Here is a 20,089-nt window from a genome sequence, read left to right as displayed (position 1 = left end):
CTGCGTCACCCCGCCAGCCTCCCGTTGAGGCCCCTGGCCGGCGCTGTGCCGCCGAGCGCGCGGGCAATAACGGTCGCGTTGTGGTCCATCATACCGATATAGGTGCCCTCGTAGCTGCCAGGAGGGCCCATCGCGTCGGAAAACAGCGCCCCGCCGACGGCAACGCGGTGGCCCTGAGCGGCCGCCCCCTCGATCAGGGCGCGCACGTTGCGGTCGCTCACCGATGTTTCGACGAACACGGCAGGGACCCGCCGCTCGACCAGCATCGCGACGAGATCCTGGATGCGTCTGAGGCCGGCCTCGGCCTCCGTCGAAAGGCCCTGGATGCCTTCGACCGCGATGCCGTAGCGGCGCGCGAAATAGCCGAACGCATCATGCGCGGTGACGAGCACGCGCGCGTTCTCGGGGATCGTGCCGGTGACCTGCTTCACATAGCCATCAAGCGCCGCGAGACGCACGGCGAGGCCCGCGTGGTTGCGGCGGAAAGCCTCCGCGTTGGCCGGGGTGAGGCGCGCCAGCTCATCGCGGATGTGTTCTGCGGCCTTGGTCCAGAGGGTGACGTCCATCCACACATGCGGGTCGTCCTTGCCGTCATCCTCGATCAGCAGCTGGTCGGCGGCGAGCAGCTCCGTCACGGCAAATACCGGCTTGCCGCCACGGGCGAGACGGACGAACACGTCCGTCATCTGCCCCTCGAGCAGGAGGCCGTTGTAGAGGATCGCGTCGGCGGCGTTCAGCCGCGCGATGTCGGCGCGCGTCGGCTTGTAGCTGTGCGGGTCGACGCCCTCGCCGAGCAGCGTTTCCGCGCGCACGCGATCCCCGCCGATCTCGCGCACGAGATCGCCGATCATCGCGATGGTCGACAGCACGCGTGGCGGCGCGGCAGGGGCCTGCGCCAGCGCCGCACCGGGCAGCGTGATCGCGGGAAGCGCAGCCGCAACCGAACCCGCGAGCAGCGCGCGGCGGCCAACACTTGAACACCTCTTCATCTCTTCACCTCGTCAATGACTTGAAGGTCGTTGATTATCCGAAATGATAAGTGGGCAACGTACGCCGCGGGTCAAGCCCCGCTTGCATGCGCGGCCGATTGCTGTGAGCCTCGCGATCAGTTCAGGGAAGGATGTGGATGGCAACGAGAGAGGGGCGCGCGCGCGGCGTCGGCGAGGACGAGATCGTCGAGCTCGCCGAGATGTTCCGCCTGATGAGCGACCCGACGCGGTTGCGCATCATCCTCGCCTGCCTGACCAAGCCGGTGGCGGTGACGGAGATGGCCCAGGGCCTCGGCCTCTCCGCCAGCCTGGTGAGCCATCATCTGCGGCTGCTGCGCGCGGCAAGGCTGCTGCAGGCCGACAGGCAGGGGCGGCAGGTGTTCTACGTTGTCGGCGACGATCACATCCGCTCGATGCTCACCGACATGGTCGATCACGTCGCGGAAGAAACCGATGAGGTCGAACCCGGCTGAGGGCCGCGCGTCAGCCGCGGCGCGGCAGCGTTGGCCCCGAGCGTGTGCCGCGGGCCATCCGCAGCGCTGCCGCATCGCGGCGCGGTGCCTTGCTCATGCGCTCTGCCGTCTCGGCGATCACATCGGCGGCGATCGCGCTGACGATCTCACGCAGCTTCGCACGCGTCGCCTCGCCCGGAGGGGCGGCGGCAGCGCCGGCGGTGGTGATCCGCGCAGTCCTCACCTTCTTTGTACGAGCCATAGCTAACGGACCTCCGCAACCCGGTATGGAGCGCGATCGTCGCGCCTCCGAGGTTCCATATGGGGATGCACAAACCCTGCCAAAAGGTGAACACCCGGTCCGAGCCGCTGCGTTGCCTCATGCCAGACCCGCACACCTGACCAGTCATTGCGAGGCGAGACATCCTCGACGGGCCTGTCGAGGTCGATCCGCCCCTTCTCACGCCCGCCGGACCAGTTCCGGTGGCTGACGAGAACCGCGCGCGGCCCAAGCACGGCGGTGACCACCGCCACATGCCCGAGCGGCATCTCCTCGGTCGCGCCGAACACCATGACGGCACCGATCTCCGGCGTGCGGCCGCGGCGATAGCGGCCTTCGGCCTGGGCCCACCAGGTCCAGGCGTCGCCGATGATCTCGACGCCCGAGAGGGCGCGGGCAAAGGGAACGCATTCGGCCGAAGGGTCGGGCGCACCGGCGCGGCGAGAGAGGTGTGTTCGCGGCCCATCAGGTCGCCAGGTACGGAAACTGTCGGACAGCGGCGCCTGGGCAGCAACGCCGCGATAGTCGAATGCTACAGGCGCGGCGCAGGCCGCCATGAGCATGACGGGCGCGAGACGGAGGATGAAGAGGCAAACGCGGCGGTGCTGCACGGCAGAAATGTATCAAATTGCGTTACTCTGTGCAATATCGCTCTCTGGTTGTCCAAAAACTCGCCTATCCGCGCATGCGGCGCATATCCACGCATGCGCATACCATGCACTGTGAAACGCATTGCAGAGTGCAACCCGTCGGCCCGGTCACGCGCGCCTCATGCAAGATCGGGCTAAGCTGCCCTTCGCATCGATGGTGCCAGAGCGCGTTCCGGTCGATCGGCTCCAACCGGCCGGAACGGCAGCTAGAGCGTGCCGGCAGCAGCCCAGGCTGCCGTGGGCACAAGGGCGGCGAGGCGCGCCGGGTCTACCGCCTGGGGCGGCAGGATGAAGCCGTTTGCCTGGTAGACGGTCACGCCCAGCGTATTCGTCGGCGGGTGCCAGACGCGAACCGACGTCCAGTCATTCCGGCGGGACACGTCGACCACGCGCTGGTTCTCCATCACCCGCCCCCGCTCGCGGCCAGAGCCCCAGTTGGCATGGGTGACGAGGATCTCGCGCGGCCCGACCCGCCCGACCACGACAGCGAGGTGCCCCTGCGGCAGGGCGCGGGTGCGGCCGATGACGAGAACCCCACCGGGAACGGGCTCGCGCCCACGCCCATAGCGCCCCTCCGCGGCCGACCACCAGAGATGCGCATCGCCCGAGAGCGCGATGCCGGAGAGGGCACGCGCGAAGGGGACGCAGGACACATCGGACGGCAACGATACGGCGGGCGTCTCGCGCACCCGTTCAGGCGCGGCGCAGGCGCCGAGAATGAGAAGGCCAAGCAATGACCGGCGATGCATCGTGCACCTCACCATCGCCCCTCTCCAGGCGGGCGTAGCGCATCGCCCTGCGCGCAGGCAAGGCCGGGGCTCACGCAGCGTCCCTCGCCGCCTTCACATGCCTGAGATGGCCCGACGCCGCGCCCCCGCCCGCGAGCCGCGCGGCGAGGTCCGCGGCATCGAGAAGCTTCCGCCAGTGGACACCCGTCTCGACACCCAGGCGGCGGAACAGCCACACCACATCCTCGGTTGCCACATTGCCCGAAGCCCCGGGAGCGAAGGGGCAGCCGCCGATGCCGCCTGCCGCGGAATCGATCTCCCTGACACCCGCCTCGTAGGCGGCGGCGACGTTCGCGATGCCGAGATTGTACGTGTCGTGCCCATGGAAGGCGAAGCGGGCGCGGCCGCCGAACCGGGCGATCGCCTCGCCGAACAGAGCGCGCACCTGGTCGGGTGCGGCATTCCCCGTCGTATCGGCCAGGGCGAAGATGAGGCCGGGACGCAGCGCCACCGCGCGCTCGAGCAGCGCCAGAACGCGCGAAGGCTGCACCACCCCCTCGAACGGGCAGTGGAAGGAGCAGGAGAAGCTCCAGCGGATCGCGGGGCCATCGACGGGGATCTCGGCCACGATCGCGGCGAGATCGGCGAAGCTCTCCTCGACCGAGCGGTTGAGGTTCGACCGGTTGTGCCCGTCCGTCGCGCTCATCACGAGGCCGAGCTTGCGCGCGCCTGCGGCCAGCGCACGCTCGACCCCGCGGCGATTCGGCACCAGCACCGAGGGGATGATGCCGGGGATCGCGTTCGCCGCCGCCAGCACCTCGGCCGCGTCGGCCAGTTGGGGAATCGCCTTGGGCGAGACGAAGCTCGTCGCCTCGATCTCCACCAGCCCCGCCCCAGCCAGCGCGCGCACGAGTGCGATCTTGTCGTCCGTCGGCACGAACGGCCCGACGGCCTGCAGCCCGTCGCGGGGCGCGACCTCGACGATGGTGACGGCCTCGTTCATCGCAGCTTCTCCTCCCCACGCGCCGCGGCCGCGGCAGCGGCAGCGGCATCGAGCCCCGCCAGCCTCTCGAGCACCAGCGCGTTGTGCGCGCCGACGGCTGGTCCCGTCCAGCCCACCACCGCCTCGGGGGCGACGCCGCTGATCCGCATCGGCGCGCCAGGGTGCAGCACGCGGCCGAGCAGCGGGTCGGCCACCTCCTGCACGGCGCCCCGGGCGCGGAAATGCGGGTCCTCGGCGCAGTCCTTGATCGTGTAGAGGCGGCAGGCGGGCACCTCCGCCGCCTCGAGTACGGCATCGGCATCCTTCGCCGTGCGCGCGCACGTCCAGCCCGCGATGGCGGCATCGATCTCGCCAACGTTCTCGCAGCGCCCGGCATTGGTCGCGAATCGGGGATCGGCGCCGAGGTCGGGCCGGCCGATCACGCCCATCAGCCGGCGGAAGATCGGGTCGGAGTTGCCGGCGATGACGATCCAGCCGCCATCGGATGTCGGGTAGGTGTTGGTGGGCGCGGCGGTCGGGATGGCAGCACCCGCCGGCTGCCGCACCTTCCCCGACAGCCCGTACTCGGGGAGCATGCCTTCCATCAGGCTGAACACGCTCTCGACCAGGCTGACATCGATCACCGCGCCGTCGCCCGTGCCGAGCCCATCGCGGCGCCAACAGGCAGCGAGCAGCCCGATCGCGGCGTAGAGCCCGGCAAGGTCATCGGCGATCGAGATGCCGGCACGCGGCGGCGGCAGGTCACTCATCCCCGGCGGATGGCCGGTCAGGTGCCGGATGCCGCCCATCGCCTCGCCGATCGCGCCGAACGCGGGCTTGTCGCGATAGGGCCCGTCCTGGCCGAAGCCGGAGATGCGCGCGACCACGAGTCGCGGGTTGGCCGCACGCAGCTGCTCGGGCCCGAGGCCGAGGCGTTCGAGATAGCCCGGCCGGTAGTTCTCGACCAGCACATCGGCCCGCGCGGCGAGCCGCCGCACCGCCTCGCGCCCGGCTTCGACCTTCAGGTCGACCTCGGCGCAGAGCTTGTTTCTTCCGTGGATCGACCACCAGACGGAGTTGCCGGCGACCGCCGATCCCCAGCCGCGGAACGGGTCTCCGCCAGGCGGCTCGAGCTTGATCACCTCGGCGCCGAGATCGGCGAGAATCCGCGTGCAGAAGGGCCCGGCGATGTAGTGGCCGAGCTCAAGCACCTTCAGCCCGGCCAGAGGGCCGCGCGGTGCTGCCTGTTCGTCCGGCTGCATGTCGATTCGCATCCCCCCATTCGGCCCTGTACCGCCGTGCACTGTCGCCGGTGGTGCGGCATTGCTTGACCCAAATCAATCGACAACCCCGCAGCTTCCCGAATTGCCTCGCAACTTCGTGACCGTCGATCACAATTTTCAACTTTAACGGGCAGACATATCGAAACGACTTGCGTGGGTTGTGCAACCTATGGTTAATCATTCCTGGGTATGTTGCCCATCGAGGAACGCAACTTTGTCGATCCTCGTCTCTCCCGGATGTTGCCGGCATGGTCCCGCCGGCACACGCGCCGATCCCCCCGGTCAGGCGCGTGCAGCCTCGGGGCGGGAAGCGAAAGCCTCCCGCCCCCTTTTTTGCCCGGCCCCCCACCCCCGTCCCAGACCCTGTTGGCTACACCACAGCGGCAAGCGGCGGCTCGGCGTCAACCTGTGGTTCAGGCGCGGGGAAGACGAGGGTGGCGCGCAGACCAGGCCCTGCGTCCTCCAGTTGCAGCATCCCACCATGCAGTTGCGCCACGGCCTGCACCAGCGCGAGCCCGAGGCCGGAACCCGGCGTGCCGCGGCTTGCCTCGGCGCGATAGAAGCGTTCGACCACGCGGCCACGCTCCTCAGGTGGAATACCGGGCCCCTGGTCGGCTACGGCGATCGCCACCTCGGCGCCATGCCGCACCGCCGTCAGGCGAACGGCGCCACCGGGGGCAGTGAACTTGATCGCGTTGTCGAGCAGGTTCGCCACCGCCTGGAGCAGCATGTCGCGGTCACCGACCATCGGCAGGGCCTGGGGCAGCGAGACGTCGAACACCAGGCCGCGCTCGTCAGCCGCGGCACCGTAGAGATCGGCCGCATCGGCAAGCACGGCCGCGAGATCGAACGCCGCGAAGGCGGAACGCCGCGCGCCGGCCTCGATCTCGGCGATGCGCAGCAGCGCATGGAACACGCCGATGATGCCGTCGAGCTCCGCGATGCCGCGTTCGACGGCCACGCGAAGACTCGCAGGATCGCCCGAGCCGAGCGATTCCTCGAGCCGCCCGCGCAGGCGCGCGAGCGGCGTTCGCAGATCATGCGCGATCGCGTTCGAGACCTCGCGCACCCCCTCCATCAGCACGCCGATGCGATCGAGCATTGCGTTCAGCGTCTCCGCCAGCCGATCGAAATCATCGTCGGCCCCGGAAAGCGGCACGCGGTGGCTGAGATCGCCATGGCCGATCGCGGTGGCCGTCTCCGCCACCGGCGCGAGGCGCGATTGCAGCAGCCGTCGCACCAGCACGCCGCCGAGCGCGGCGAGCACCACGGCGAGGCCGGTACCGTACAGCACCGCATCGGCCACGAGCTCGCGCAGGCTCAACCGCTGCTTCACGTCGCGCCCGACCAGCAGCCGCGCGCCATCGGGCAGGTCGAGCACATAGATGCGCCCGACCGTGGCCGCGCCGGCGCGCACGAGCGGCAGTTCGTACCACTGACCCTCGGCATTCGCCGCCCCCGGCCAGCGATCGAGATTGCCGGCGAGCACCGTGCCGGCAGGGTCGGTCAACAGGTAGATCGCCTCGTCGTCGGCATCCTCGGCGAGCCTCTGCGCGATCGCGCGCGCGATGGCGGTCTGGTCGTCCTCGCGCCAGCGGGCCGAGAGCAGCAGCACATCGGTGCGCACGGTCTGGTCGGTCTGGCGGTTGAGGTAGCCGGCCGTGCTCCACCAGAAGAACCCGCCGAGCGTGATGGCCGAGAGCACCAGCAGGACGGCATGCAGCGCGGCAAGCTTGAAGCCGGTCGAGCGCACGAGCCGGAGGAGCGGGCGTTCCGCCTCATCGGGAGGCGGGAGGGTGAGCGGCGGCGTCATGGCATGCTGCCGTGCCTCCGCTCAGGGCTCGGCGCGCAGCATGTAGCCGGCATTGCGCACCGTGTGGATCAGCGGGAACGAGAACCCGCGATCGAGCTTCTGGCGCAGGCGCGAGACATGCACGTCGATCACGTTCGTCTGCGGATCGAAATGATAATCCCACACCGCCTCGAGCAGCATCGTCCGCGTCACCACCTGGCCTGCGTGACGGATCAGGAATTCGAGCAGCCGGAACTCGCGCGGCTGCAGGTCGATCGCCTTGCCGTCGCGCTTCACGCTGCGGGCCAGGAGGTCCATCTCCAGGTCGGCGACCGAGAGCCGCGTCACCGGCCCCTCGCTCCGCCCGCGACGGCCGAGCGCCTCGACGCGCGCGAGCAACTCGGTGAAGGCGAAGGGCTTGGTGAGATAGTCGTCACCGCCCGCCTTCAGCCCCTTCACCCGCTCATCGACCTGCGCCAGCGCCGAGAGGAACAGCACCGGCACCTTCGCCCCCGTCGCGCGCAACGTCTCGAGCAGGCGAAGCCCATCCATCCCGCCAGGCAGCATGCGGTCCAGCACGATCACGTCGTACTGCTCGGAGGCGGCAAGGAAGAGCCCGTCACGCCCCTGGTCGGCGTGATCGACGATATGGCCCGACTCCTTGAGCCCCTTCATGACGAAGCGGGCGACGTCCTTGTCATCCTCGACAAGCAGGATCCGCATGGCATGTCCCGTTCGCGGCCACGACCGATCGCGGCCGACGCGCATCATGCTGCCACGGGCGAGGCACGCCCGTCGCCCGCAACGTGGTTGTCACGCAACCGCATGCCAATTCCCCTATTTTTCTTATGGAATTGTCGCTAGGCTTCAATGGACGGACGGCAATTCGAGGAGGGAAAGCCGATGGCCCGCAACACCGGACGCAACGATGACGCCGCAATGGCCGCAACGCCGCAGCTCCCCGCGGCACTGATGGCGATGACGCTGCACATGGTGGAAAGCCGCGTCGCGCTGATGAGCGCTCTGTCCCGCTGCGGCACGGCGATGGAGGCCGGCGAGGCGATGACGCGCTGGATGGGGCGCCGCGTCGCTGAGTTCGGCGAGGACCAGGCCCGCGTGACCGAGGCACTGTTCACCGGCTTCGCCCAGGCGATGAACGCCGCGACGAACACCGCGACGGACGCCGCGACCGCGGCGCTGACGGCAGCGACGGACGGCAAAGAGAAATCCAACCACTGACACGCTGACGCAGCCCGGCGCGCGGGGCAGCCCCCGCCCTGCCGTGCTGTCGTTGCTGCACTGCACCTTGCCGGGCACGCGCCGCTGGCTCACGCTGGGCTCTTGAGCGTGATCGCACCCCGAGCATTCAGGCCCTGGCGCAGTGGAGCGTTGCCGTGTCGCTCGCCCTGACCGCGACGCTGGCCATGCTCGTGCAGCAGGCCTTCGCCACCTTCACCCGCGGCCTCGTTCCCGTGCTGGCCCCCGCAATGGGGCCCGACCTCGGCGTCGATCCCTCCCTCGCCGGCCTCTACGCGGCGCTGGCGGCCACGGCGGCACTCGTCGGCACGCTCGGCGTCGGCGGTTTCCTCAACCGCTACGGTGCGCTGCGCGTCAGCCAGGTGGCGCTCGCCATCGCCGCGATCGGGCTGGCCATGGCGGCACCGGCTGGCGTGGCCCTCGTCGCCCTCGGCGCCATTCCCGTCGGCCTCGGCAGCACGATCTCGACGCCAGCCTCCTCGCACCTGCTCGCCCGCGTCGTGCCGCCACGGCAGCAGCCGCTGCTGTTCTCGATCAAGCAGACAGGCGTTCCCGTCGGCGTCGCCATGTCCGGCCTGCTGGGCCCCGGCTTCGCCGCGCTGTTCGGCTGGCGCGGCGCGCTTGTGGTCTCAGCGCTGCTCTGCCTCGTGCTCTGCCTGGCACTCGAGCCGCTGCGCGGCCGCTTCGACAGCGACCGTGACCCGCATGCCCGCATCGGGCTCGCGGGCGTGCTCGACACGATGGCGACTGTCCAGCGCCTGCCGGCGATCCGCGTGCTGGCGATGGCGTTCGTGGTCCTCGTCGGGCTGCAATTCGTGTTCCAGACCTTCCTGGTGGTGTTCCTGGTCGAGCGCATCGGCTGGACGCTTAGGGCAGCCGGCGCGCTTTTCAGCTTGGCCACCCTCGTCGCGATCCCCGCGCGAATCCTCTGGGGCGCGGCGGGAACGCGGTTTCCCGCACGCCTGCTTCTCGCGATCATCGCCATCGGCACCTGCGCCTCCTTCGCCGCCCTCTCACCGCTGACGCCGGACAGCTCGTGGTGGACGGTCCTTGCCGTCGCGGTCGCCGGCTCCGCCACGGCGATGTCGTGGCACGGTCTTATGCTCGCCGAGCTCGCGCGCCTCTCGCCCCCCGGCAAGGCAGGGGCGGTGACGGGCGCGGTGCTCGCCTTCGCCCAGCTCGGCCAGATCGCGCTGCCGCCGCTGTTCGGTGCGATGGTCGCCTTCGGCCTCGGCTGGGGCGTGAGCTGGGTGCTGCTCGGCCTTCCCGCCGCCGCCGTCGGCGTGTGGCTGCTCAGGGCGAAGGTGTAGACGGCTCCTTGCGCGAAGCGTCTTCCGGCCAGGCATGCCTTGGGTAGCGCCCGCGCATGTCCTTCCGCACATCCGCCCAGCCGCCCTTCCAGAACGATGCGAGATCACGCGTGATCGCGATCGGCCGCCCGGCGGGCGACAGGAGCTCGACGGCGAGCGGGATCCGCCCGTTGCCGATCCGCGGTGCCGCCGCCATGCCGTAGAACGCCTGCGCGCGCGCCGACACGACGGGCGGATCGCGCGTGTAGTCGACCGCCGCGCGCTGGCCGTTGCCGAGCGTGACATGGGAAGGGAACGCCGCGTCGAGCAGGCTCGCGCGATGCCCGAGAAGGCCGCGCAGGATGGTGGCGAGGTCGAGCCGCGCGAGATCGGCGAGCCGGGCCATTCCCTCCAGGTGGGGCACCAGCCAGTCTCCCAGCGTCGCGGCAAGCGCCACGTCGGACAGCTCGGGCCAGGCCTCGCCTTCCGCCGCCCGCATCATCGCCGCGCGCGCCTGCAGCCTTCGCGCGGCATCGGACCACGGCAGCACGCCGAGGCCGCGCAGCGCGACGCCATCGGCCAGCGCGCGCGCCACCGCCTCTGCCGGCGGATCGGCCACCACGGTCTCCTCCAGCACCAGCGCGGCGAGCCGCACGCGACGCCGCGCGCGCACCGCCCCGGCGCGATCGTCCCACGCGATGTCCGTTGTCGTATCGATCCGTTCCGGGAACAGGACGTCAACCGCGGCACGGTCGAGCGGTGCGGCAAGCCTGATGCGCGCCTCGGTGCCGGAGAGGTCGAGCGCGGCGACCGAGAGGAACGGCTCCCGCGCCAGCGCATCGGCAGCCGGAACGCGCGCGCCACGGCCGGCCGCAAGCAGGAAGGCGCCAGGCTCCCCCGCGCGCGCCATCGCCACGCGGTCGGGGAAGGCCAGCGCGAGCAGCCTCCCCGCATGCTCCGGCGCGGCCGTGGCGTCGCGCGCAAGGCCGAGGCGGCGGCGATGCTGCTGTGCCGCGCGCAGCGCCGTGCCCGCGAGCCTGCCGAGGCGAAGCCGGAGATCGGCCGGTGGATCGCGGGTGCCGTCTGCCCTCAGCGGATCACGCTCCTCCAGCAGCGCGGCGATGTCGGCCGCGAGCCCGGCCGCGCTGCCCGCAGCCACCATCATCGCTGCGAGCCGGGGATGGGCCGAAAGCCGCGCCATCGCGCGGCCCTTCGCGGTGATGGCCCCCGCGGCATCGAGCGCGCCGAGGGTGGCCAGCAGCGCGCGCGCAGCGGCCAGCGACCCCGCGGGGGGCTGGTCGAGGAAGGGCAGCGACGCCGCCTCCGCCCCCCAGGCGGCGAGGTCGAGCGCGAGCGGCGCGAGGTCTGCCTCCAGGATCTCGGGCGTCTCCTGCGCCGCAAGCCCGCGATGCGTCGCTTCCGTCCAGAGCCTGAGCGCGACGCCCGGGCCAAGCCGCCCGGCGCGCCCTGCGCGCTGGTCGGCCGCCGCGCGGCTGATCCGCCGCGTGACGAGGCCAGCGAGGCCCGTTCCCGCGTCGAAACGCGACGCGCGGCGGAACCCGCCATCGACCACCGCGTCCACCCCCTCGACGGTGAGCGACGTCTCGGCGATCGACGTCGCGAGGATGATCTTGCGCCGCCCCTCCGCATCGGGGCGAAGGGCGAGGTCCTGCGCGGCAGGATCGGTCTCGCCATGCAGCACGCGCACGACGGCCGCGACATCCGCCAACGCCGCCTCCGTGCGGCGGATCTCGCCCATGCCTGGCAGGAACACGAGGACATCGCCGGTGGACTGGGCGAGGGCGCGGCGTGCGCCTTTCGCCGCAGCCTCGGCGAGCTCGCGCGGATGCGCGATGTCGGCGATCGCATAGTCGATCCGCACGGGGAACATCCGGCCCATGCTCTCGATCACCGGCGCATCACCGAGCAGCCTGGCGAAGGCGGCGCCATCGAGCGTGGCACTCATCGCGACGAGGCGCAGATCAGGCCGAAGCCCGACCTGGAGGTCACGGCAGAGCGCGAGGGCGAGGTCGGCATCGAGGCTGCGCTCGTGCACCTCGTCGAACAGCACGGCGGCAACGCCCTCGAGGCCAGGGTCGGATTGCAGCCGGCGCACCAGCAGCCCCTCGGTGATCACCTCGATCCGCGTGCGGGGGCCGACGGCGTTGTCGAGGCGCGTGCGCACCCCCACCATCTCGCCCACCCCCTCGCCCAGCAGCGCCGCCATCCGCCGTGCGGCCGCGCGCGCGGCGAGCCGGCGCGGCTCCAGCAGGAGGATGCGCCCATCGCCGCGCCAGGCGGCGGGCAGCAGCGCGAGTGGCACCACGGTGGTCTTTCCCGCCCCGGGCGGGGCAACCAGGACGGCATTCGGCCCAGGATCGAGCGCGGCGAGCAGCCGCGGCAGCGCCTCGGCAACGGGAAGCGACGCAGCCTCCGCCGGCAGCGCCCTCATCGCCACCCCCCCTTGCGCAACCGCGCTGCGCGACCCACAAGCACCGGGATCGACACGACCGGGACGAGACCAGCACCATGTCGGGAGCCCTGCCGGCGCATGCCGGTGCGAAGCCTGCCAACACCACGCTGCCGGCGCGCCTGGCGCGTGCCCTCTGCCTCGACGATTTCGAGGCGATGGCGCGCGCCCACCTGCCGCGGCCGATCTTCGGCTATGTCGCCGGTGCTGCCGAGCGCAACGCCTCGCTCGACGACAACGAACGCGCCTTCCGCGAATGGGGCTTTGTGCCGCGCATCCTGCGCGACGTGTCCAAGCGCGACCCCTCCGCCACGCTGTTCGGCCGCCGTTGGGCCGCGCCGTTCGGCATAGCACCCATGGGCATGGGGGCGCTCGTCGCCTATCGCGGCGACATCGCGCTGGCCGAGGCCGCGCGCAAGGCCGATATCCCCTACATCCTCTCCGGCTCGTCGCTCATCCGGCTCGAGGACGTGATCGCCGCCAACCCCGATGCCTGGTTCCAGGCCTACCTGCCCGGTGCGGCGGAGCGTGTCGAGAAGCTGGTCGACCGCGTGGCAGGGGCCGGCTTCGGCACGTTCATGGTGACGGTCGACACCGCCGTGCTGCCCTCGCGCGAGAACAACGTGCGCAACGGCTTCTCCACGCCGCTGCGCCCCTCTCTCAGGCTCGCCTGGGACGGCGCGATCAAGCCGCGCTGGCTGATCGGCACGTGGTTCCGCACGCTGGCACGCCACGGCATGCCGCATTTCGAGAACAGCTTCGCCGAGCGCGGCGTTCCCATCCTTGCCCGCAACGTGCTGCGTGACTTCACCGCGCGCGATCATCTCAACTGGGAGCATCTCGCACTGATCCGGCGCAAGTGGAAGGGACGGCTTCTGGTCAAGGGCATCCTTCACCCCGAGGATGCCCGCATCGCGCGCGAGCATGGCGCCGATGCAGTGATCGTGTCCAACCACGGCGGGCGGCAGCTCGACGGCTCGGTCTCGCCGCTCCGCGTGCTCGAGGCTGTCGTCGCCGCGTCGGGCGAGATGCCGGTGCTGTTCGATGGCGGCGTCCGCCGCGGCACCGATGTGCTGAAGGCGATGGCGCTCGGCGCGCGCTTCGTGTTCGTCGGCCGCCCGCTGCTCTACGCCGCCGCGGTCGGCGGGCCGGAGGGGGTTGGCCATGCCATCGCGCTGATGAAGGGCGAGCTTGACCGCGACCTTGCCCTGCTCGGCATCGACCGCCCGGAGAGCCTCGGCCGTGACAGCATCTTCCGGTTCGCCGACGGAGCGCGACCAGCCTGAGGCGCCGCGGTCGATCTTGACCTGCCGCAAGGCGCGCTGGCGCCGGCTGGCGTAAGCAACACGGCATGGCCGTTGCCCATGCCCTGCGCCCGCCATCCCCCCTGCCCTGGCTCGCCGCGACAGTGGCCGGGCTCGTGGTCTGGGCCGCGCTCTACAGCCAGCTCGTGCCGTTCTCGGACTGGCTTGTCTCGCTCCTGCCAGTCGAGCGGCATTCGCATCTCGGCGAAGCGATCGCCTTCTTCTTCTATGACGTGCCGAAGGTGCTGCTGCTGCTGACGCTTGTGGTGTTCGCGATGGGGGTGGTGCGCAGCTTCTTCTCGCCCGAACGCACGCGCGCCCTGCTGGCCGGGCGGCACGAAGGTATCGGCAACGTGATGGCGGCGAGCCTCGGCATCGTGACGCCGTTCTGTTCCTGCTCGGCGGTGCCGCTGTTCATCGGTTTCGTCTCGGCTGGGGTGCCGCTCGGCGTCACCTTCTCCTTCCTGATCGCTGCACCGATGGTGAACGAGATCGCGCTCGGGCTGCTCTTCGCGCTGCTCGGCTGGAAGGTGGCGCTGACCTATCTCGGCTTCGGCCTCGGCATCGCGATCGTCGCCGGATGGGTGATCGGGAAGCTGAAGCTGGAAGCCTGGCTCGAGCCATGGGTGCTCGCGATCCACGCGGGCGCCGTCGCGTTGCCGGAGGCGACCCAGACCTGGCCGGACCGGATCCGCGCCGGCCTCGAGGCGGTGCGCGAGATCGTCGGCCGCGTCTGGTACTGGATCATCGCCGGCATCGCCGCGGGCGCCCTGATCCACGGCTACGCGCCGGAGGAGCTTCTGGCCTCGATCATGGGCAAGGAGGCCTGGTGGTCGGTTCCTGCGGCCGTCGTCATCGGCATCCCGATGTACTCGAACGCGGCCGGGATCATTCCGGTGGTGGACGCCCTGCTCGGCAAGGGTGCAGCCCTTGGCACCGTGCTCGCGTTCATGATGAGCGTGATCGCGCTGTCGCTGCCGGAGATGATCATCCTGCGCAAGGTGCTCTCGCTGAAGCTGATCGCGGTGTTCGTCGGCGTCGTCGGCACCGGGATCCTCGCCGTTGGTTTCCTGTTCAACCTGCTGTTTGCGTGAGGAATGACATGGCAAAGGACGTCAAGGTGCTCGGCCCCGGCTGCAAGCGCTGCGACAGGGCCGTCGCGATGGCGCACGATGCAGCCGCGCAGACAGGCGTTGCCGTCACGGTCGAGAAGGTGACGGACTATGCCGCGATCGCCGGCTACGGCATCGCGGCGACGCCTGGCATCGTCGTCGATGGCAAGGTGGTGCATGCGGGCGGGCTGCCGAAGCCGGAGGATCTGGCACGCTGGATCAGCGGCTGAGCGGTGCCGCATGCGCACGACCACGCGCATGATCAGGACGGGGGCGGCCCGACTACGCTGGATGCCGCGTTCCGCTGGGGCGTTGCGCTCAATCTCGGCTACACGCTGGTTGAGGCCATCGCAGGGTTCCGGTTCGGCTCGCTCGCACTGCTGGCCGATGCCGCGCACAACCTCACCGATGTCGCGGGGTTGCTGATCGCCTGGGGTGCCGTTGCCGCGGCGCGATTGCGGCCCGACCAGCGCCACACCTACGGCTTCGGGCGCGGCACCATCCTCGCCGCGCTGGTCAACGCCGCAACGATCCTGGTCGGTGTCGGCGCCGTCACGTGGGAGGCGATCGGGCGCCTGTCGGACCCGCCCGCCGTGCCGGGCCTCGCGATGCTGCTGGTCGCTGTCGTCGGCATCGCGGTGAATGTCGGCACGGCCCTGCTCTTCCGCGGCCATGGCGCACATGACCTCAATGCCCGCGGCGCCTATCTGCACATGGCGGCCGATGCCGCCGTGTCGGTCGGCGTGGTGCTCTCCGCCACCGTGATCCTGGCGACGGGCTGGTATCTTGCCGATCCGCTTGCAGCGCTCGCGGTCAGCATCGCCATCGCGGTAACGGCCGCGCGGCTGCTGCGCGATGCGCTGCACCTGGCCATGGACGGGGTGCCACCAGGCATCGACCTGGAGGCTGTGCGCCGCATGCTGGTAGAGCTTCCTGGCGTGGCGGGCGTGCATGACCTGCACGTGCGTGCCCACAGCACGACGGTGAACGAGCTGACCGCACATATCGTGATGCCGGCCGGCCATCCTGGCGATGCCTTCCTCGACGCCGCTGCCGATACGCTGGCCGAGCGGTTCCGGATCACCCGCGCGACGCTGCAGATCGAGCTCAGGGAGGGCCCCGCCTGCCGATTGGCTGGGACGGCGCAGCCGGGCTGAGGCGCGCCGTGCTGCGATCAGCCCGCCAGGACGACGCGGGCGAGCGCCGCCTCGCCCTTGCCGCCCGCGAACACGCCGCCTGTACCGAGCGCAGCGCACCGTTGGGGAAGATCGCCTCGGCACGCGCGATGCGCCGCGAGACGGTGCCGCAAGCCTCGACCAGCAGGATCGCCGCCTCGCCCCGCATCGCCGCGGGCCCGCGGTTGAACGCGACGCCGTGGACGATGAGCGCATGCCGCCCGCCATCGAGTGCGGTGAGGGTGCGACGATGCATGCTGCGCTCCAGCTTCGGCGGCGGGCACCGACATGCCCCGGCCGACGGCAAGCCTCGGCGAGGGCCGGCGTTGCATGACAGCGAAGCTTTCGTGACAGAAGGCTTCGGTGATCTCAGCCGGGGCCGAAGAGCAGGTTGGGCATGAACAGCACCACGTCGGGGATCAGGATCAGCAGCAGCGTGACGCCCGCGACAGTGAGGAAGAGCGGGATCGATTCCTTCGTGTACTCGCCGATCGGCACGCGCAGGATCGAGCAGACGGCGTACATCGCCGCACCGACCGGCGGGGTGAAGTTGCCGATGGTCGCCGCGACGATGAACACGATCCCGAAATGGATCGGATCGGCGCCGAGCTGGCGGACGAGCGGCAGGAAGATCGGCGTCAGCATGATGATCAGCACGGTGGCATCGACGAAGAAGCCGGCCGCCAGCACGAACAGCACGATGATCGCGATCACCAGCGCCGGCTCGTCGGTGATCCCCGTCACGAACTGCGACACGGCATCGGGAACCTGGTCGTACACCACGCCGTAGGTGAAGATCGCCGAGACGGCGATGAGGAACATGACCGCGCCGATGTCCGACAGGCTGCCCTCGAGTGCGGCAAGGAACGGCTTGCGGCCAAGCTCGCCATGCACGACGAGGCCGATGAACACGGCATACACCACCGCGAAGGCGCCGATCTCCGACGGCGTGAACACGCCCATGCGGAGACCGACGAGCAGGAACACCGGGAACAGGAGGGCCCAGATCCCGCCACGGAAGGCGCGCACCACCTCGCCCGCGCTTGGCCTCTCCGTTCGCTCCGGCGGGTAGCCGCGGCGCCGTGCGGTGGCCGCGACCGCGAGGCCGAGGCCGAGCCAGAGCAGCCCCGCCGGCACGAAGCCCGCCGCGAACATCCGCCCGATCGACACCTGGCCGATCGAGCCGTACAGGATCATGCCGATGCCGGGCGGAATGATCGGTGTCAGGATCGAGCCGAAGGAGAGGATGCCGGCGGTAAAGCCGCGCGACATGCCGCGGCGGATCATCTCCGCCCCCAGCATGCGCGCCTGCATCGCAGCATCGGCGATGGCCGACCCCGACACGCCCCCCATCAGCGCCGAGAGGGTGAGCGAGACCTGCGCGAGCCCGCCGCGCAGCCTGCCCGTCAGCACCGAGGCAAGGCCGAGCAGCCGCCGCGTGATGCCGGAATGGTTGAGGAAGTTCCCCGCGATGATGAACAGCGGCACGGCGAGCAGCGCGAAGTTCTGCGTCTGCGACACCGTGATCTGCACGGGGATGGTGTAGGGCAGGTCAGGGTTCTGCAGGAAGAACAGCAGGCCGGAGATGGCGATGGCGAAAGCCACCGGCATGCCCATCAGCATCAGCACGAGGAACGCGACCGAGACGAGGATCATGCCGCGCGCGCCGGCCGGAACGTGTCACGCAGCTTGATGAGCGTGGTGAGCAGCAGCAGCGCCGCACCCGCCGGCAGGCTCGCCGTCACCCAGCTGTAGGAGATGCCGGGGATGCCCTGGAAGGTGCGCGCGCGGCTGACCCAGGCGAGCTCCGCACCTGCCACGACCACGTAGAGCAGGAACAGCGCGATCAGCACGAGGTTCACCCGTGCGAGCATGGCGGCGATGACGGCGGGCAGTCGCGCGGTGAGCAGTTCGATCGCCATCAGCCCGTTGTTCCGCCAGGCGATGTTGGCAGTGAGGAAGCACGCCCAGGCGAACAGGCAGGTGGCGATGTCGGTCGTCCAGTTCAGCGGCGCGCCAGCCATGCGCGCCACGCCACCGGTGAAGATCAGCCCGACCATCACCAGCAGGAACACAGCGGCGATGACGGCCTCTGCCCGGCAGAGCAGTCGGTAGAGGCCGCCCATGTCGCTGGCCTAGCGGCCGACCTCACGCAGCACGGCGTCACGCTCCGCCGCGATGCCGAGCACCTCGTAGGCCCGCGCACCGGCGCGGCGGAACGCGTCCATGTCGACGTTGTCGACGATCGTCATGCCGCGACCCACCATCTGTTGCCGCACCTCGCGCTCACGCTCGGCGATGCGGCGGCTCGTCGCCTGCCCGGCCGCGCGGCATTCCTCGACCAGCACCGTGCGGAACTCCGCCGGCAGCGACTGGAAGAAGCGAGAGCCGACGACCTGGAAGTTGATCAGCAGGATGTGACCCGTTTCGGAGGCGTAGCGGAGAACCTCGTTGAAACGCCCGCCCGGGATGTTGTTCCAGACAAGCTCGACACCGTCGATCGCGCGCTGCTGCAGGGCGGGATACATCTCGCCGAACGCCATCGCCACGGGGGCTGCGCCAAGCGCGCGCACGCTCTCCTGCCAGATCGGCGCGGGTGGCGTGCGGATGCGCTGGCCGGCAAGGTCAGCCGGCGTGCGCACCGGGCGGTTGGTGTAGAAGTGGCGATGCCCCTGGACCCAGTCGAAGCAGAGGACCTGCAGGCCGTGCCGCGCGGCGAGCTCATCCTGCCAGCGCTTGATCGTCGGCGCGTCGGCGAGCTTTCCCACCTCCTCGATCGTGTTTGCGAAGTAGGGGCCGTTCAGCACCGCCATGCCCTTGACGTAGGTGCCGAGGCGGGCGGCATCGGTGTTCTGGCCGATATTCGCGCCCTGGCGCATCTGCTCGATGATGTCCTCCTCCACCCCGAGCTGGGCGGAGTGGAAGACGCGCATGGTGAAGGCGCCGTTGGTGCGCTCGCCGACGCGGCGGGCCCAGGCCTGGAAACCTTCGTGATAGGGCTCCGTCGGCCCAAGCACATGGTTGAAGCGGAGCGTGAAACGCTCCTGCGCCGCGGCGGGGCCGGCGGCGAGGGCAAGGGCTGCGGCGACGGCGCCGAGCCGGAGCATGGATGTGATCATTGGTTGGACTCCTCCCATGTTCGTTATCAAGTCAGTTCGTTGCTAGAGCGTCTGGCCACCATCGACCACCAGCACCTGGCCCGTCATGAACCCCGCCTCGTCGCTGGCGAGGTAGACGATTGCTGCGGCCATCTCGTCGACCGTGCCGAGGCGGCCCATCGGCTGGCGCGCGGTGAAGGCGGTCATCGCCGCGGCTTCGTCCCCCGTCGCGGCGGCACGTTCGACGAGGGACGGCGAATGCGTCGTGCCTGGCGCGAGCGCGTTGCAGCGCACACCGCCACCGATCACCTCGCGAGCGACCGCCTTGGTCAGCCCGATCACCGCCGCCTTGCTCGTGCCATACGCGGCGCGCCCGGCAACGCCAGTGATCGAGGACGCGACGGAAGCGACGTTGACGATCGCGCCCGCCCGACGCTCCAGCATGCCCGGCAGGGCGGCACGGATGGTGAGGAACATGGAGGTGACGTTCTGCGCCAGGCTCGCCTCCCACTCCTCGTCGGAGGTCTCGAGGATGCCGCCGGCATGCACCCAGCCGGCCGCATTCACCAGGATGTCGAGCGGCCCCGCCGCGGCGATGGCGCGCGAGACGGCAGGTGCGTCGGTCACGTCGAGCGCCAGGGGCGTGATGCCATGATCGGCGAGGTCGGCCAACTTCGCGGCGGTGCGGCTCGCGGCCGTCACCACCGCCCCCTCGGTGGCGAAGGCGAGCGCCGTCGCCCGCCCGATGCCCTGGCCGGCACCGCTGACGAAGGCACGCTTCCCCTCGAGCCTGCGAGCCATGCCCCCTGCCGCCCCCTTGCCCTCTGCCAAGCGCCATGGCCGCGACGATGACGCGCGACCACGCAATGTCATTTGTGTACACTTGCCACAAATCGCGGCGCACAACAACCCGGCGCACGACAACCCGGGACGCGACAACGAGGAGCCTGACCCGATGACCGCCTACCCGCTAAGGCAAGCCACCGAGGGGCGAGCCCTGATCGGCCCCGAGCCACGGCTCAGCGCGCGAACGGCGGAGCTTCTCGCCGCGCGGATCGGCGACGGCTCCCTGCCGCCGGGAACGCCGCTGCTCGAGAGCCGGCTGGCGGCAATGCTCGGCACCAGCCGCGGGCCGGCGCGGCACGCCCTGGCGATGCTCGCGCGGCGCGGCCTCGTCACGCGGAGCGAGGGGCGTGGCTACGTGGTCGCTGGCACGCCGGCCGGGACA

The 20,089-nt window shown here is 70.5% G+C and carries 22 protein-coding genes; 8 read left to right on the top strand and 14 right to left on the bottom strand.

What is annotated here, in order from left to right:
* Positions 1–5: 5 nt before the first annotated feature.
* Complete coding sequence (locus tag Q0C38_RS20605; RefSeq protein ID WP_291299015.1) at positions 6–989, bottom strand: metal ABC transporter solute-binding protein, Zn/Mn family; 984 nt, start codon at positions 987–989, stop codon at positions 6–8.
* A 137-nt stretch (positions 990–1,126) separates the two neighbouring features.
* On the opposite strand from Q0C38_RS20605, the gene Q0C38_RS20600 reads away from it, so the two are divergent.
* The gene (locus tag Q0C38_RS20600) at positions 1,127–1,462 is read left to right on the top strand and encodes a helix-turn-helix transcriptional regulator (RefSeq protein WP_291299014.1); all 336 of its coding nucleotides are present in this window, start codon (positions 1,127–1,129) and stop codon (positions 1,460–1,462) included.
* Between the two features lie 10 nt (positions 1,463–1,472).
* Here Q0C38_RS20600 and Q0C38_RS20595 read toward each other — a convergent pair whose 3' ends face one another.
* The 7 genes from Q0C38_RS20595 to Q0C38_RS20565 form a co-directional block, all read right to left on the bottom strand.
* On the bottom strand, positions 1,473–1,703 hold the full coding sequence (locus tag Q0C38_RS20595; RefSeq protein WP_291299013.1) for a hypothetical protein: 231 nt from the start codon (positions 1,701–1,703) through the stop codon (positions 1,473–1,475).
* A 2-nt stretch (positions 1,704–1,705) separates the two neighbouring features.
* Positions 1,706–2,332, bottom strand: coding sequence for a CHAP domain-containing protein (locus tag Q0C38_RS20590; RefSeq protein ID WP_291299012.1), 627 nt, complete (start codon positions 2,330–2,332; stop codon positions 1,706–1,708).
* Between the two features lie 245 nt (positions 2,333–2,577).
* The gene (locus Q0C38_RS20585) at positions 2,578–3,120 is read right to left on the bottom strand and encodes a CHAP domain-containing protein (protein ID WP_291299011.1); all 543 of its coding nucleotides are present in this window, start codon (positions 3,118–3,120) and stop codon (positions 2,578–2,580) included.
* 70 nt (positions 3,121–3,190) lie between these two features.
* Complete coding sequence (locus tag Q0C38_RS20580; RefSeq protein WP_291299010.1) at positions 3,191–4,102, bottom strand: hydroxymethylglutaryl-CoA lyase; 912 nt, start codon at positions 4,100–4,102, stop codon at positions 3,191–3,193.
* The gene (locus tag Q0C38_RS20575; protein WP_291299009.1) at positions 4,099–5,343 is read right to left on the bottom strand and encodes a CaiB/BaiF CoA-transferase family protein; all 1,245 of its coding nucleotides are present in this window, start codon (positions 5,341–5,343) and stop codon (positions 4,099–4,101) included. Before Q0C38_RS20575 ends, Q0C38_RS20580 begins: the two co-directional genes overlap by 4 nt.
* Positions 5,344–5,734: 391 nt before the next feature.
* Complete coding sequence (locus tag Q0C38_RS20570; protein ID WP_291299008.1) at positions 5,735–7,177, bottom strand: ATP-binding protein; 1,443 nt, start codon at positions 7,175–7,177, stop codon at positions 5,735–5,737.
* A gap of 21 nt (positions 7,178–7,198) precedes the next feature.
* A complete protein-coding gene (locus Q0C38_RS20565) occupies positions 7,199–7,879 on the bottom strand; it encodes a response regulator transcription factor (protein WP_291299007.1) in 681 nt (226 codons plus the stop codon).
* Positions 7,880–8,059: 180 nt separating this feature from the next.
* Here Q0C38_RS20565 and Q0C38_RS20560 point away from each other — a divergent pair, with 180 nt between their 5' ends.
* Complete coding sequence (locus Q0C38_RS20560) at positions 8,060–8,395, top strand: hypothetical protein (RefSeq protein ID WP_291299006.1); 336 nt, start codon at positions 8,060–8,062, stop codon at positions 8,393–8,395.
* 155 nt (positions 8,396–8,550) lie between these two features.
* Positions 8,551–9,723: an MFS transporter gene (locus Q0C38_RS20555; RefSeq protein WP_291299005.1), complete on the top strand. Its 1,173-nt coding sequence runs from the start codon at positions 8,551–8,553 to the stop codon at positions 9,721–9,723.
* Here the strand turns inward: Q0C38_RS20555 and hrpB are convergent.
* Positions 9,707–12,154 carry an ATP-dependent helicase HrpB gene (gene hrpB / locus Q0C38_RS20550; RefSeq protein WP_291299004.1) on the bottom strand — a complete coding sequence of 816 codons (2,448 nt, stop codon included), beginning with the start codon at positions 12,152–12,154 and terminating at the stop codon, positions 9,707–9,709. The genes Q0C38_RS20555 and hrpB overlap by 17 nt on opposite strands.
* Positions 12,155–12,231: 77 nt before the next feature.
* Between hrpB and Q0C38_RS20545 the strand changes: the two genes are divergently transcribed.
* The 4 genes from Q0C38_RS20545 to Q0C38_RS20530 all read left to right on the top strand — a co-directional run bounded on the left by Q0C38_RS20545 (position 12,232) and on the right by Q0C38_RS20530 (position 15,745).
* Entirely contained in the window at positions 12,232–13,458 is a 1,227-nt protein-coding gene (locus Q0C38_RS20545; RefSeq protein WP_291299003.1) for an alpha-hydroxy acid oxidase, read from the top strand.
* Positions 13,459–13,523: 65 nt separating this feature from the next.
* Positions 13,524–14,570, top strand: a complete 1,047-nt coding sequence (locus Q0C38_RS20540) for a permease (RefSeq protein WP_291299002.1) — start codon at positions 13,524–13,526, stop codon at positions 14,568–14,570.
* An 8-nt stretch (positions 14,571–14,578) separates the two neighbouring features.
* Positions 14,579–14,818, top strand: a complete 240-nt coding sequence (locus tag Q0C38_RS20535; RefSeq protein WP_291299001.1) for a thioredoxin family protein — start codon at positions 14,579–14,581, stop codon at positions 14,816–14,818.
* 3 nt (positions 14,819–14,821) lie between these two features.
* Positions 14,822–15,745 (top strand): cation diffusion facilitator family transporter, encoded by a 924-nt coding sequence (locus Q0C38_RS20530; RefSeq protein WP_291299000.1) that lies wholly within the window; start codon positions 14,822–14,824, stop codon positions 15,743–15,745.
* On the opposite strand, the gene Q0C38_RS20525 is transcribed toward Q0C38_RS20530, so the two are convergent.
* The 5 genes from Q0C38_RS20525 to Q0C38_RS20505 form a co-directional block, all read right to left on the bottom strand.
* On the bottom strand, positions 15,696–16,019 hold the full coding sequence (locus Q0C38_RS20525) for a hypothetical protein (protein WP_291298999.1): 324 nt from the start codon (positions 16,017–16,019) through the stop codon (positions 15,696–15,698). The two genes, Q0C38_RS20530 and Q0C38_RS20525, sit on opposite strands and share 50 nt — an antisense overlap.
* A gap of 113 nt (positions 16,020–16,132) precedes the next feature.
* Positions 16,133–17,419: a TRAP transporter large permease gene (locus Q0C38_RS20520; RefSeq protein ID WP_291298998.1), complete on the bottom strand. Its 1,287-nt coding sequence runs from the start codon at positions 17,417–17,419 to the stop codon at positions 16,133–16,135.
* Positions 17,416–17,889 carry a TRAP transporter small permease gene (locus Q0C38_RS20515; RefSeq protein WP_291298997.1) on the bottom strand — a complete coding sequence of 158 codons (474 nt, stop codon included), beginning with the start codon at positions 17,887–17,889 and terminating at the stop codon, positions 17,416–17,418. Before Q0C38_RS20515 ends, Q0C38_RS20520 begins: the two co-directional genes overlap by 4 nt.
* A 9-nt stretch (positions 17,890–17,898) precedes the next feature.
* Positions 17,899–18,882 (bottom strand): C4-dicarboxylate TRAP transporter substrate-binding protein, encoded by a 984-nt coding sequence (locus Q0C38_RS20510; protein ID WP_291298996.1) that lies wholly within the window; start codon positions 18,880–18,882, stop codon positions 17,899–17,901.
* Positions 18,883–18,924: 42 nt separating this feature from the next.
* Entirely contained in the window at positions 18,925–19,662 is a 738-nt protein-coding gene (locus Q0C38_RS20505) for an SDR family oxidoreductase (RefSeq protein WP_291298995.1), read from the bottom strand.
* Between the two features lie 82 nt (positions 19,663–19,744).
* On the opposite strand from Q0C38_RS20505, the gene Q0C38_RS20500 reads away from it, so the two are divergent.
* Positions 19,745–20,089: winged helix-turn-helix domain-containing protein (locus Q0C38_RS20500; RefSeq protein ID WP_291298994.1), on the top strand; the 345-nt coding region annotated here is incomplete at its 3' end.

The sequence above is a fragment of the Elioraea sp. genome (assembly GCF_022842375.1).
Taxonomy (GTDB): domain Bacteria; phylum Pseudomonadota; class Alphaproteobacteria; order Acetobacterales; family Acetobacteraceae; genus Elioraea_A.
Note: the sequence above shows the minus strand (reverse complement) of the source record. Positions and strands in the feature narration are given on the sequence as shown.